Annotated in this window: 12 protein-coding genes; 1 reads left to right on the top strand and 11 read right to left on the bottom strand. The window is 51.9% G+C overall.

What is annotated here, in order from left to right; genetic code table 11:
* Position 1: 1 nt before the first annotated feature.
* The 11 genes from mraY to leuO form a co-directional block, all read right to left on the bottom strand.
* Positions 2–1,084, bottom strand: coding sequence for a phospho-N-acetylmuramoyl-pentapeptide-transferase (gene mraY, locus OGV75_RS05490; protein WP_016151694.1), 1,083 nt, complete (start codon positions 1,082–1,084; stop codon positions 2–4).
* Positions 1,078–2,436, bottom strand: coding sequence for a UDP-N-acetylmuramoyl-tripeptide--D-alanyl-D-alanine ligase (murF, locus tag OGV75_RS05495; RefSeq protein WP_019078371.1), 1,359 nt, complete (start codon positions 2,434–2,436; stop codon positions 1,078–1,080). The genes mraY and murF overlap by 7 nt, the downstream gene beginning before the upstream one ends.
* Positions 2,433–3,920: a UDP-N-acetylmuramoyl-L-alanyl-D-glutamate--2,6-diaminopimelate ligase gene (gene murE, locus OGV75_RS05500; RefSeq protein WP_016151692.1), complete on the bottom strand. Its 1,488-nt coding sequence runs from the start codon at positions 3,918–3,920 to the stop codon at positions 2,433–2,435. The genes murF and murE overlap by 4 nt, the downstream gene beginning before the upstream one ends.
* Positions 3,907–5,673, bottom strand: a complete 1,767-nt coding sequence (gene ftsI / locus OGV75_RS05505) for a peptidoglycan glycosyltransferase FtsI (RefSeq protein ID WP_016151691.1) — start codon at positions 5,671–5,673, stop codon at positions 3,907–3,909. The genes murE and ftsI overlap by 14 nt, the downstream gene beginning before the upstream one ends.
* A gap of 15 nt (positions 5,674–5,688) precedes the next feature.
* Positions 5,689–6,054, bottom strand: coding sequence for a cell division protein FtsL (gene ftsL, locus OGV75_RS05510; protein WP_006686695.1), 366 nt, complete (start codon positions 6,052–6,054; stop codon positions 5,689–5,691).
* Positions 6,051–6,992 (bottom strand): 16S rRNA (cytosine(1402)-N(4))-methyltransferase RsmH, encoded by a 942-nt coding sequence (gene rsmH, locus OGV75_RS05515; protein WP_016151690.1) that lies wholly within the window; start codon positions 6,990–6,992, stop codon positions 6,051–6,053. The genes ftsL and rsmH overlap by 4 nt, the downstream gene beginning before the upstream one ends.
* A gap of 1 nt (position 6,993) precedes the next feature.
* On the bottom strand, positions 6,994–7,452 hold the full coding sequence (mraZ, locus tag OGV75_RS05520; protein ID WP_005124560.1) for a division/cell wall cluster transcriptional repressor MraZ: 459 nt from the start codon (positions 7,450–7,452) through the stop codon (positions 6,994–6,996).
* A gap of 613 nt (positions 7,453–8,065) precedes the next feature.
* On the bottom strand, positions 8,066–9,070 hold the full coding sequence (cra, locus tag OGV75_RS05525) for a catabolite repressor/activator (RefSeq protein ID WP_016151689.1): 1,005 nt from the start codon (positions 9,068–9,070) through the stop codon (positions 8,066–8,068).
* 175 nt (positions 9,071–9,245) lie between these two features.
* On the bottom strand, positions 9,246–9,737 hold the full coding sequence (gene ilvN, locus OGV75_RS05530) for an acetolactate synthase small subunit (protein ID WP_003829566.1): 492 nt from the start codon (positions 9,735–9,737) through the stop codon (positions 9,246–9,248).
* Positions 9,738–9,739: 2 nt separating this feature from the next.
* A complete protein-coding gene (gene ilvI, locus OGV75_RS05535; protein WP_016151688.1) occupies positions 9,740–11,464 on the bottom strand; it encodes an acetolactate synthase 3 large subunit in 1,725 nt (574 codons plus the stop codon).
* Between the two features lie 318 nt (positions 11,465–11,782).
* Complete coding sequence (leuO, locus tag OGV75_RS05540; RefSeq protein ID WP_016151687.1) at positions 11,783–12,730, bottom strand: transcriptional regulator LeuO; 948 nt, start codon at positions 12,728–12,730, stop codon at positions 11,783–11,785.
* A gap of 654 nt (positions 12,731–13,384) precedes the next feature.
* Here leuO and leuL point away from each other — a divergent pair.
* Entirely contained in the window at positions 13,385–13,471 is an 87-nt protein-coding gene (gene leuL / locus OGV75_RS23525) for a leu operon leader peptide (protein WP_353622578.1), read from the top strand.
* The last annotated feature ends 21 nt before the right edge of the window (positions 13,472–13,492 follow it).

Here is a 13,492-nt window from a genome sequence, read left to right on the forward strand (position 1 = left end):
ATTAACGTACCTTCAGCGTTGCCAGGCCAATCAGCACCAGCATCAGCGAAATAATCCAGAAGCGTACAATTACGCGCGGTTCCGGCCAGCCTTTCAGTTCATAGTGATGGTGGATCGGCGCCATACGGAATATGCGCTGTCCGCGCAGCTTAAAGGAGCCAACCTGCAAAATGACCGACAGTGTTTCTACGACGAAAACACCGCCCATGATCACCAGCAGGAACTCCTGACGCAGGAGCACGGCAATAATGCCCAGCGCGCCGCCCAGCGCCAGCGATCCGACGTCGCCCATAAAGACCTGCGCCGGATAGGTGTTAAACCACAAGAAGCCTAACCCCGCACCGACAATTGCCGTACAGACGATCACCAATTCGCCGGCATGACGTAAATAGGGAATATGCAGATAGTTGGCGAAGTTCATGTTACCGGTCGCCCACGCTACCAACGCAAAACCTGCGGCCACAAACACGGTCGGCATAATCGCCAGACCATCCAGACCATCGGTGAGGTTGACCGCGTTGCCAGTACCCACAATCACGAAGTACGCCAGCAGCACGTAGAACAGCCCCAACTGCGGCATCACGTCTTTAAAGAACGGCACCACCAGCTCAGTGGCCGGGGTATCTTTACCAGCCAGATACAGGGCAAAGGCCACGCCCAGCGCAATCACCGACATCCAGAAGTATTTCCAGCGCGCGATCAGGCCCTTGGTGTCTTTGCGTACCACTTTGCGGTAGTCATCGACAAAACCGATAATGCCGTAACCGACCAATACCACCAGCACGCACCATACGTACGGGTTCGACGGGTATGCCCACAGCAGTACGGAGATAACAATCGCGGTAAGGATCATAATCCCGCCCATGGTCGGCGTACCGCGTTTACTGAAGTGTGATTCCGGACCGTCGTTACGCACGACCTGTCCAAAGGACATTTTTTGCAAGCGGGCGATCATGCGCGGGCCCATCCACAAAGAGATGAACAGCGCGGTCAGCAGGCTGACGATGGCGCGAAACGTCAGATAGGAAAAGACGTTAAAGCCGGAATAATATTTGACCAAATGTTCGGCCAGCCAAACTAACATGTCCCATTCTCCTGTAATGCGCGTACTACCTCTTCCATGGCGGCACTACGTGAACCCTTCACTAAAATCGTCATAATCTGATGTTCTGCAATCAGCGCCTTAAGATGCGCGGTCAACGCGGTTTTATCCGCAAAATGCTCACCCACACCGCTGGCATGGCTAATTGCCTGACTCAGTTTCCCTGTACTCAGCACACGGTCGATACCTGCGGCCTTCGCAGCGTCACCCACCTGCACGTGGCATGCTTCGCTTTCCGCGCCAAGCTCTGCCATATCGCCAACGACCAGCACGCGGTAGCCCGGCATTTCGGACAGCACGTTTACCGCTGCGGTCATTGACCCGACATTTGCGTTATAGGAGTCATCCAGCAGTAGCTGATTTTCTGCCAGTTGAATCGGGAACAGACGCCCCGGTACCGCTTGCAGTTCCTTCAGACCCGCTTTAATCGCTTCGTGCGTCGCGCCTACCGCCATAGAGAGAGCAGCCGCCGCCAGGGCGTTAGCAATGTTGTGACGACCCGGCAGCGGCAGCAGAACATCAATGCTTCCGGTTGGCGTTTGCAGAGAAAACTCTGTGCCGTGTGAAGTCACATGAACATTGGCCGCCGAAAAGTCGCTGTTGGCCGCATTCGGGGAGAAGCGCCAGACTTTGCGATCGCCGATAATGCTCTGCCAGTTCAGCCAGTCGTTATTGTCGGCATTCATAATGGCGATTCCGTTCGCTGGCAGGCCGGTAAAAATCTCACCTTTTGCCTTCGCAACGCCCGCCAGTGAACCAAAGCCTTCCAGATGCGCGGCTGCCAGGTTGTTCACCAGCGCCGCTTCCGGACGCGTCAGGCCAACGGTCCAGGCGATTTCGCCCTGATGATTAGCGCCAAGCTCAATCACGGCATAGTCGTAATCGTTGTTTAAGCGCAACAGCGTCATCGGTACGCCGATGTCGTTATTCAGGTTGCCCGCGGTATATAAGGTGTTGCCACACTGACTCAGAATGGATGCGGTCATCTCTTTGACGGACGTTTTACCGGAAGAGCCGGTCAGCGCGACAACGCGCGCCGGAACCTGGGCGCGTACCCATGCCGCCAGTTCACCAAACGCCAGACGTGTATCTTTAACAATCAGTTGCGGCAGGTTGGTGTCCAGCGGACGGCTGACCAGCAGCGCACCCGCCCCGCTCTCTTGCGCCTTGTCTGCGAAATCGTGGGCATCAAAGCGTTCGCCTTTCAGCGCGACAAACAGGCAGCCCGGCGTAACTTTACGCGTATCGGTTGTCACCGCATCAAGAGTCAGATCGGCTCCTTTCAGTTCGCCACGGAGGATCTCCGCCAGTTGGCTGAGCGTTACGCTAATCATGCGATTACTCCCAGCAGACGCGCTGCCGTGACGCGGTCAGAATAGTCGAGGCGCTGCGAGCCAACGATCTGGTAGTCTTCGTGACCTTTCCCGGCCACCAGCACCACATCGTTTTCTTTCGCCTGCATAATGGCGTTTGTCACAGCCTCTGCGCGACCTTCCATCACTTTCGCCTGTCCGGCATCCAGCATACCCGCCAGAATGTCGTTAATAATGGCGCGCGGCTCTTCGGTACGTGGGTTGTCATCGGTCACCACGACAACATCAGCAAACTGCTCGGCAATCGCGCCCATCAACGGACGTTTACCTTTGTCGCGATCGCCGCCGCAGCCAAAGACGCACCACAGTTTGCCAGTACAGTGCAGACGTGCCGCCTGCAGCGCTTTTTCCAGCGCATCTGGCGTATGGGCATAATCAACCACAACGGTGGTTTTACCCGGCGCGCTGAACACTTCCATGCGCCCACAAACTGGCTGTAATTGTGTCGCCGTTTTCAGTAAATCAGCTAACGGATATCCCAACGCCAGCAGCGTTGCCAGCGCCAACAGCAGATTGCTGACGTTAAACGCGCCCATCAGGCGACTTTCAATTTCGCCGTCACCCCATGAGGAGGTAAAACGAATCGTTGCCCCGCTGTCATGATAATTCACGTCAATCGCCTTTAACCAACGACCGTGACAGTTCGGGTTGATGTGGTCTTCCATCGATACGGCAACCGCATCCGGAAGTTTGGCCAACCAGCGACGACCGACTTCATCATCCGCATTAACGATGGCCTGGCCGCAATGGTGCGTGGAATACAGCAGCCATTTCGCGGCTTCGTAATGTTCCATGTCGCCGTGGTAATCAAGATGGTCACGGCTTAAGTTAGTAAATACTGATGCGGCAAACTTCAGCGCCGCCACGCGATGCTGAACCAGACCGTGTGAAGACACTTCCATTGCGCCAACCGTTGCGCCTTGTGCAACCAGCCCTGCCAGCACATGCTGGACATCAACGGCTGAGCCGGTGGTATTTTCCGTCGGGATCACTTTGCCCAGCAGGCCATTGCCGACTGTTCCCATCACCGCGCTGGTTTCACCAAGCAGTTGGCTCCACTGTGCCAGCAATTGGGTGGTGGTGGTTTTACCGTTGGTCCCGGTCACGCCGACCAGTCGCATTTTTTCAGAAGGCTCGTGGTAAAAGCGGCCCGCCAGTGCAGATAAACGTTCGTTAAGCTGACTGAGATAGATAACTGGAACGCCGTGCATTTCACGGATTTCACCGTCAGTAGCTTCATCTTTTGCTTCTGCAATAATGGCAGCCACACCTTGCGCTATCGCCTGCGGGATATACCGACGCCCGTCCGCCTGATGACCCAATACTGCGACAAAGAGATCGCCCGATGCAGCCATACGGCTGTCGAGCGTCATCTCCCGCAGTGCTCGCTCCGGTGCACCCGGCACCCATGGAGCAAGAAGGTCGCGCAAATTACGATCTGCCACCTGTTGCCTCGCCTTGATTATTCACAAATTCATTTTTATCGCCCGTTGTCAGCGCATCCGGTTCGATGTTCATGGTGCGCAGTACGCCGCCCATGATGGCACCAAAGACCGGCGCGGAAACGGCGCCACCGTAGTATTTACCCGCCTGCGGATCGTTGATAACAACAACCAGCGCGAAGCGCGGCTGACTCGCAGGCGCAACGCCTGCGGTATAAGCAATGTATTTGTTGATGTAGCGGCCATCCGGCCCTACTTTCTTCGCCGTACCGGTTTTAATGGCGATACGATAGCCTTTAATCGCCGCCTTCACGCCGCCGCCGCCGGGCAGCGCCACGCTTTCCATCATGTGCACTACGGTACGCACGGTTGATTCCGGGAAGATACGCTCGCCCGGAACAGGAGGGTCAACTTTGGTGATCGACAGTGGCCGATAAACGCCATAGCTGCCGATCGTTGCATAGACTCGCGCTAACTGTAACGGCGTTACCATTAGCCCATAGCCGAAAGAGAAGGTGGCCCTCTCTATGTCAGACCACCGTTGTTTTTGAGGATATAAGCCACTGCGTTCTCCGACCAACCCCAAATTGGTCGCTTTTCCCAGCCCAAAACGTGAGTAAGTGTCTACTAACGCTGAGGACGGCATCGCTAACGCCAGCTTGGAAACACCGACGTTACTCGACTTCTGCAAAACCCCGGTGAGGGTCAATTCGCTATAACGCGCCACGTCTTTAATTTCGTGGCCATTAATTCGGTAAGGGATAGTGTTAAGTACGGTATTTTCGCGAACCACGCCACGCTGCAGCGCCGTCATCACCACCATCGGTTTGACGGTGGAACCCGGTTCAAACACGTCGGTAATCGTACGGTTACGCATCGCATCCTTCGGCGTACCGGTGAGATTGTTCGGGTTGTAGGACGGGCTGTTGGCCATCGCCAGCACTTCACCGGTGTTCACATCCACCAGTACCGCACTTCCTGACTCCGCCTTGTTAAACGCCACGGCGTTATTCAGTTCGCGGTAGACCAGCGCCTGTAAACGCTCATCGATACTTAGCGCAAGGTTATGCGCCGCCTGGCTGTCGGTAGAGGAAATATCCTCAATGACGCGGCCATAACGGTCTTTACGTACAATACGTTCGCCCGGTTGCCCGGTGAGCCATTTGTCGAAGCTCTTCTCAACGCCTTCAATCCCCTGGCTGTCGACGTTAGTAAAGCCGATAAGGTGAGCGGTCACTTCTCCGGAAGGATAGTAACGTCGGGATTCTTCGCGCAGGTGAATGCCTGGCAGCTTCAGTTTTTTGATGTAGTCAGCCATGTCAGGGTTTACCTGACGCGCCAGATAGATAAAGCGCCCTTTCGGGTTGGCGTTAATGCGGGAAGCCAGTTGATCGAGCGGGAGATTCAGCGCGGTCGACAGCGCTCTCCAGCGTTCACCAACGCTTACGCCGCCTGCGTCATGCACCTCTTTGGGGTCGGCCCAAATCGCCTTAACCGGAACGCTCACCGCCAGCGGACGACCTGAACGGTCGGTAATCATCCCGCGCGATGTGGACACTTCCTGTACGCGCAGAGAGCGCATGTCGCCCTGACGCACCAGCATGTCCGGCGCGATGATTTGCAGCCAGGCAACGCGCCCCAGCAGAAAACCCAGTGCCAGCAAAATACAGCCGCACAGTAACGCAAAACGCCAACTGATAAAGTTGGCTTGTTCTTCCTGGCGTTTTGGCTTGTGCGTTTTTGCCGCTGCTTTCATGCGTCGCGTTTATCCTTATTTTTGTACTACGATATTTTCTTGTGAGGGATCAACATGCTGCATTTGCAGCTTTTCCGTTGCGATCCGTTCAACACGGCTATGGTCGCCGAGCGCGTTCTCCTCAAGGATCAAGTTGCGCCATTCGATATCCAGCGCATCTCGCTCCAGAACCAGCTGCTCACGCTGCGCGGTCAGTAACCGCGTATGGTGTGCTGTTGTCACGACGGTAACCGCCGTCAAAATAATGCAAATGAACAGGCAGAGTGGCAGCTTCCCATACCGCAAAAGATCGTCACCGATCACGCCAGGCAAGGCATGGCGCTCGTTGCTTCCTATCGATCCTTTAACTTTGCTGAGGGCTTCTGTCACTCTGCTGATCATGCGTTCGTCCTCTCTGCAATACGCAGAACTGAACTACGGGCACGAGGATTTTCAGCTACCTCTTCTTCACCCGGCATCATCTTGCCTAGTGCTCTTAACTCACGGCCGCCCAGCTTTTTGATCTGCGCTTCGGTCATCGGTATTCCAGCCGGAACCTGAGGACCACGGCTTTGTTCGCGCATAAAGCGTTTCACAATGCGATCTTCAAGCGAATGGAAACTGATTACCGAAAGGCGACCACCTGGTGCCAGCACGCTGAGCGAGCTTTTTAGCGCCTGCTCTATCTCCTCCAGTTCACTGTTCACCCAAATGCGCACCGCCTGGAAGGTACGGGTCGCGGGATGTTTGAATTTGTCTTTCACCGGCATTGCCGCCGCAATCACTTCCGCCAGCTCTTTAGTGCGGGTCATCGGTTCGATGCGGTTGCGCTCTACGATGGCGCGAGCAATACGTTTGCCGAAGCGCTCTTCGCCAAAGGTTTTAATCACCCAGGCAATGTCTGCTTCATCGGCGGTTTGCAGCCATTCGGCCGCTGACTGACCGCGTGTAGGGTCCATACGCATATCTAACGGACCGTCACGCATAAATGAGAATCCGCGCTCAGCATCATCAAGCTGTGGAGAAGACACCCCAAGATCGAGAAGAATCCCGTCGATCTTACCGGTAAGTCCGCGCTCGGCGACATAATCAGCCAGCGCAGAAAAAGGACCATGGACGATGGAAAAACGGGGATCGGTAATCGTCTTTGCAACGGCAATCGCCTGCGGATCGCGATCGATGGCCAGTAAACGCCCCTCTTCGCCAAGTTGCGAGAGGATCAGACGTGAGTGACCACCGCGACCAAATGTCCCGTCAATGTAGATGCCGTCTGGACGAATATTCAGGCCGTTTACGGCTTCATCCAGCAACACCGTTGTATGTTTATAATTTTCCATCATTTTATAGAGACAAATCCTGCAATCGTTCCGACAGCGCGCCGGTAACAGACTGCTCAGCGTCGATATCTTCCTTGACCTGTTGATACCAGGTCGTTTCATCCCACAGCTCAAACTTATTGAACTGCCCAACCAGCATCACTTCTTTCGTTAGCCCTGCGTGTTGCCGCAGAATGGGCGCTATCAACAATCGACCAGCGCTATCCATCTGACATTCGCTAGCATGACCCAACAACAGGCGCTGTACGCGACGCTCAACTGGATTCATGCTCGACAGACGCGATAACTTCTGCTCGATAATTTCCCATTCAGGCAGGGGGTACAGCAGCAGGCACGGGTGATGGATGTCAATGGTGCAAACCATTTGACCGGTAGCGCTCTCGAGCAGTTGATCCCGATAACGGGTAGGCACAGATAAGCGCCCTTTACTGTCGAGATTAACTAACGTTGCTCCCCGGAACATGCCAGCCTCACCCCCGATTACCACTTTATCCCACAAATTCCCACTTAAAGGAGTTTACGGAGCGGAGGAAAACCTTGTCAAGCAAGTCACGGCGCTTAGCGGAGCAAAAAACCCATTGTTTACGGCTAATATCAGCGTTGAACAAATTCCGTACAGCAAACGAAGCAAATTAACGTCATGAATATTTGTAAGAAAAAAATCCAACAACTCATGATTGTTTAAAACAACTGAATATCATCAAAAGAAAAATATAAAGTGTCAGTTTGCGACGCGAGCGGCATTTTAGGACAATATGCAGCGAGATAACAGTACCAGTTAATCAGTCTGTACGCCGCACAGGAGCGAGATAAGGGCGAGATTGCCGCAACACACCAGTAAAGTGTTTGTTAATTCGGCAAATCCCTACATGCTTGTAACAAAATAATACAACCGTAACGCATCGTTACGTCTCAATTACCCAAAAATGGATAGTTGCATTTTTAATTCGGCATAATAGATGAATCAATTTCAGATAATTCTAAAGAATATTCTTAATTATAATGCGGTTATTTCTGAGAACGGGATAATTGATGATGTCAGAGGCTTATCCGCCGACATCATCAATTGAGGCAACTTAGTTACGGCTTAGAATACCGCGACGGTACAGATTACGCCGTATACGCGTTAAACCTGGTTTGGGTTTACGCGGCTCATCCAGGCTTGCCAACACAATCTCCAGCACGCGTTCCGCGACATCTCGATGGCGCTGCGCCACCGCCAGTACCGGGCACTGCAGGAAGTCGAGCAGCTCGTGGTCGCCAAAAGTCGCAATCGCTAAATCAGACGGTAACTGCCCGTCGCGGCGCAGGGTCACATCCATCACCCCCTGCAACAGGGCAAACGACGTGGTAAACAACGCCTGAGGCATTGGATGCGTTTCCAGCCATTTATCAAATAACTGCGCGGCCGCCTCCCGCTCATAGCTGTTGGCATAGAGAAAATGCACTTCACGCGGATCGTCCTTCCACGCGGTACGGAAACCCTGTTCGCGCAGGAAACTGACGGACAATTCAGGAAGCGCCCCCAGATAGAGCACGGTTTCAGCAGGGAATTTACGTAACTCCTCCGCCAGCATCTGCGCATCATCCTGGTCTGCGCCCACCACGCTGGTGAAATGTTCACGATCCAGCGCGCGATCCAGCGCCACAATCGGGAATGAACTGTTCGCCCAGCGCTGATAAAACGGATGTTCAGGCGGCAAGGAAGTCGAAACGATAATGGCATCAACCTGACGTTGTAAAAGATGCTCAATACAGCGCATTTCGTTATCCGGCTGATCTTCAGAGCAGGCAATCAGTAGTTGATACCCGCGCTGACGCGCCTGGCGCTCCAGATAGTTTGCGATCCGGGTATAGCTCGTGTTCTCGAGATCCGGGATCACCAGCCCGATAGAACGTGTGCGTCCAGCACGCAGCCCGGCCGCCACGGCATTCGGGTGGTAATTATGCTCACGCACCACCGCCATGACTTTTTCAACCGTTTTGTCGCTTACGCGGTATTGCTTTGCTTTGCCGTTAATAACGTAGCTTGCAGTCGTTCGCGAAACGCCGGCCAACCGAGCGATTTCATCCAGTTTCACAATTGCCCCTTGCGTAAAATGTACAAACCATAACCTTTGAGATGGCATGGGTTAAACTTCTTAACATCTAAGCGCAGAATAATGACTGCGGCAACCGCTTTTGTCTCTGGTTACTGCTGATTTCGCAAAAAAAAGCAACCAGTAGCCAATGCATCTCGCGTAGGTCAGGTAAGCGTTAGCGCATAATTTTATCGCCGCGGGAAAGCCCCACCACGCCGGAACGGGCAACTTCCACGATTTTGGCGACTTCCCGTAGCGTTGCCAGAAACGCATCCAGCTTATCGCTGGTGCCCGCCAGCTGTACGGTGTAGATCGACGGCGTAACATCGATGATTTGCCCACGGAATATCTCCGTGTTGCGTTTCACCTCTTCCCGGCCATAGCCGCTGGCCTGGATTTTCACCAGCATGATTTCTCGTTCAACGTGGGCGCCCTGCCCCAGTTCGCTGACGCGCAGAACATCCACCAGTTTGTGTAGCTGCTTTTCGATCTGCTCCAGGACTTTCTCATCCCCTACCGTTTGAATCGTCATCCGCGATAAGGTCGGGTCGTCAGTCGGCGCGACGGTCAGGCTTTCAATGTTGTATCCGCGCTGGGCGAAGAGGCCAATCACACGTGACAATGCACCCGACTCGTTTTCCAGCAATACTGATAATATCCGGCGCATAATCAGGTCCTCTCCGTTTTACTTAACCACATTTCGTCCATCCCGCCCCCACGAATCTGCATCGGGTAGACATGCTCACTGCCGTCGACGGTGACATCAACAAACACCAGGCGATGGTTACGCACATGTTCCAGCGCTTCGCCCAGCTTGCTCTCCAGTTCGCCTGGATGATTAATCTGGATACCGATATGCCCATAAGCTTCAGCAAGGCGCACAAAATCGGGTAGCGACTGCATGTAAGACTGGGAGTGACGCCCGGAGTAAATCATGTCCTGCCACTGTTTGACCATGCCGAGATAGCGGTTGTTAAGGTTGAGCACCAGTACCGGTAGCTCATATTGCAGCGCCGTCGACAGTTCCTGGATGTTCATCTGAATGCTGCCATCCCCGGTAACGCACACCACCGTTTCATCCGGCAGCGCCATTTTCACCCCTAACGCCGCGGGTAAACCGAATCCCATGGTGCCGAGGCCGCCTGAGTTAATCCAGCGGCGTGGTTTATCGAACGGATAGTAAAGTGCGGCAAACATTTGATGCTGGCCAACGTCAGAGGTCACGTATGCATCCCCTTTCGTCAGACGCCAGATGGTTTCAATCACCGCCTGCGGTTTAATACTTTCACTTTGCGTGTCGTATTTCAGGCACTGACGAGCGCGCCAGTGTTCGATCTGTTGCCACCAGTCACGGTTATCATCCAGCGGCTGCTGCGATTTCTCCTGCGGCAGCAGTTCAAGCATCTGATCCAGCACCAGGCGAGCATCGCCCACAATCGGAATATCCGCAGTGACGGTTTTTGAAATTGAGGTCGGATCGATGTCGATATGCAGCACGGTCGCATTCGGGCAATATTTTGCCAGGTTATTGGTCGTTCGATCGTCAAAACGAACGCCGACGGCAAAGATCACATCAGAATGATGCATGGTCATATTCGCTTCGTAAGTACCATGCATGCCCAACATTCCCAGCGCCTGGCGATGCGTGGCCGGAAACGCGCCTAACCCCATCAGCGAGGAGACAACCGGCAGATTAAGTGCTTCGGCAATTTGCCCCAGTTGTTCGTGACAGGCGGCATTCACCGCGCCACCACCAACATAGACAACCGGTTTCTTCGCCGCCACCAGCGTCTGCAAAGCACGTTTTATCTGTCCTTTGTGCCCGGTCGTTGTCGGGTTATACGAACGCATACTCACCGACTCCGGCCAGCTATAAGGCAGTTTTTTCGCCGGATTCAGAATATCTTTCGGCAAATCCACCACCACCGGCCCCGGACGACCGCTTGCCGCCAGCCAGAAGGCTTTTTTCAGCACCTGCGGGATATCTTCCGTTTGTTTAACCAGAAAACTGTGTTTTACCACCGGGCGGGATATACCCACCATGTCGCACTCCTGGAAGGCATCGTAGCCAATCAGGGAGGTGGCGACCTGGCCAGAGAGGATCACCAGCGGAATGGAATCCATATATGCCGTTGCAATCCCGGTGATCGCATTGGTTGCTCCTGGTCCGGAAGTGACCAAAACGACGCCCACTTCTCCTGTGGCACGCGCCAGGCCATCAGCCATATGTACCGCGGCTTGCTCATGACGGACTAACACATGATCAATACCGCCGACCGTATGCAATGCATCATAAATATCGAGGACGGCCCCCCCGGGATAACCGAACACCTGCTTCACACCCTGATCGATAAGCGATCGGACGACCATCTCGGCTCCAGACAACATCTCCATGGCTTGCCTCACTCTTATAATGAATTACGGTTTAACAACACATTAACCGCTGACGATGACGCATGGCAATTGACTCCGAAGAGGTGGCACTGGAGTAAATAAGAATAAAACGGAGGTAAGAATTGAATAAATGGAGAATTAAACCAGCATAAGCAATTGATATGATAAATAATCGCTTAAAAAGGGGGACTTACAGCAATTAGTCTATTTTTTTACACTTTCGGACATACGTAAAAAGTTGAGTTCAGCACAAAATTTTAGATATAAAGATAAAAGCAGAATAAACCAGATGTATTCCCCGATTTATTCTGCCAGCGGCTACTTCTTACAGACGGAGACCAACAGTTCTTCCATCCATTGATGTCCTTTATCGCGCCCCGCAGCCTCATGCCAGGAAAGATAACATGTGCGGCTATTCAATTTTAAAGGTAAAGGCAATATCTGCAGTTCTAAAGAATCGGCGAACTCTTCCGCCAACCAACGCGGCGCAATAGAGACCAGGTGCGTTTGCGACACAATATTAAGCACGCTGATTAATGCCATTCCCTGATAAGCCACGCAGGATTGTTTATCCGGTGTGTCATACCACGGCTGGCTGAATGAGGCGAAGCGATCAAGCGAAACCACGGCATGCTGTTCATGATAGAGATTGCTTTCCAGCAATGGGCCACTAATGCGCGGATGTTTTTTGCTTGCCACTAACACCATTTCGTCATTGAATAACGGAACACTGGTAAATTCCGGACGACGGAATTCTTCATAGCTAATAACAAACTCAGTTTCCTGATAACGTAATTGGTGCTCGGTATTTAGATTTAGTGAAGATTTAAAAACGACATTAATGTTCGGCGCGACTTGTTCAACTCGATTATAAATCAACGAAGTAAGAATATTATCCAATGGACTGCATACGCAAAGATTGAATACACGCTCGCTGCTGGTAGGTTCAAAGCCAGAACCAGGCAGTTCATTCTGCACTAATTGCAATGCCTGACGAACGGAGCCAAACAGCTGGAAGGCTCTTGCTGTCGGCTGGATTCCACGGCCATAACGAACAAAAAGCTCATCGTTAAACATGACTTTCAGGCGTGCGACCGCATTACTGACAGCGGGTTGCGACATCCCCAGCGTATGTGCAGCACGCGTAATATTTTGTTCCTGCATCACCGCATCAAAAACAGTTAATAAATTAAGATCAACCATGCGAAGCTGTGGCTTCCCCATCTCTATGAGATTAGATTTATCTATTATTTTTACTTCTGGCATATTTAACTCCACTGTCACTCTAAACTCCCTTTTCCCAGACGGAGTGCAGAAATAATCTCCGTTAATATGATTTACCATGCATATAAAATAAGAAAAAGGAAAAACATTAAAATTAGGAAAACATAAAGGCACAAATCTAAATGTACAAAAGAACACCACAAGCGTAGTGCGGCAGATGTCACTGCGCGATGATTCATATGTTTAAATTTCGAAAACAATATAACCATAAGCGTGGCGAATACACAATCATACGCACAGTGAATATGTATTTAAGTTTTAATTAAACATTTCTATTATTAACACATTAAAAGTTAACATTAATTTATCAATTATTGGGTAACACATTGGTTTCATCCATTCAAAATGAATATAAAAGCTGATAAATCATAAAGATATGAAATCCCAAATGAGGCGTTATCTTTAGTTCTTCGTTACCATAAATGCAAATAAATATGCTTAAATATGTCAAACCGTGAAAAATATGTTCAACGATCAGATGATTAATTTTATATACCCTGAGAAATTCAGCACAATTCGCTTAAGTTTATCAGAAACTTTCCCCCTTAACGGGAGCATTTGCAGGGAATGGGGTTGACATCAGTCTTCATATCCAGTACCACTAAAAGCATATCGCATTCGCCTGGAGCTTGATTGATGACTTACATTGCTCGTTTTATCGGTCTACTACTACTAAACGCATTCCCATTGCGCGGTAGACTGGTGGACGACATTCAGCATTAAGTCAGCTCCAGTTAAGACAAA

The organism is Citrobacter sp. Cb028, from assembly GCF_030336705.1.
Classification (GTDB): Bacteria; Pseudomonadota; Gammaproteobacteria; order Enterobacterales; family Enterobacteriaceae; genus Citrobacter; species Citrobacter braakii.

Bases quoted from the DNA above. Each gene is read 5' to 3' on its own strand.
- leuO (WP_016151687.1), bottom strand. From the start codon at position 12,730: ATGCCAGAAGTAAAAATAATAGATAAATCTAATCTCATAGAGATGGGG.
- mraZ (WP_005124560.1), bottom strand. From the start codon at position 7,452: ATGTTCCGGGGAGCAACGTTAGTTAATCTCGACAGTAAAGGGCGCTTA.
- leuL (WP_353622578.1), top strand. From the start codon at position 13,385: ATGACTTACATTGCTCGTTTTATCGGTCTACTACTACTAAACGCATTC.
- murF (WP_019078371.1), bottom strand. From the start codon at position 2,436: ATGATTAGCGTAACGCTCAGCCAACTGGCGGAGATCCTCCGTGGCGAA.
- ilvI (WP_016151688.1), bottom strand. From the start codon at position 11,464: ATGGAGATGTTGTCTGGAGCCGAGATGGTCGTCCGATCGCTTATCGAT.
- ilvN (WP_003829566.1), bottom strand. From the start codon at position 9,737: ATGCGCCGGATATTATCAGTATTGCTGGAAAACGAGTCGGGTGCATTG.
- rsmH (WP_016151690.1), bottom strand. From the start codon at position 6,992: ATGATGGAAAATTATAAACATACAACGGTGTTGCTGGATGAAGCCGTA.
- mraY (WP_016151694.1), bottom strand. From the start codon at position 1,084: ATGTTAGTTTGGCTGGCCGAACATTTGGTCAAATATTATTCCGGCTTT.
- ftsL (WP_006686695.1), bottom strand. From the start codon at position 6,054: ATGATCAGCAGAGTGACAGAAGCCCTCAGCAAAGTTAAAGGATCGATA.
- ftsI (WP_016151691.1), bottom strand. From the start codon at position 5,673: ATGAAAGCAGCGGCAAAAACGCACAAGCCAAAACGCCAGGAAGAACAA.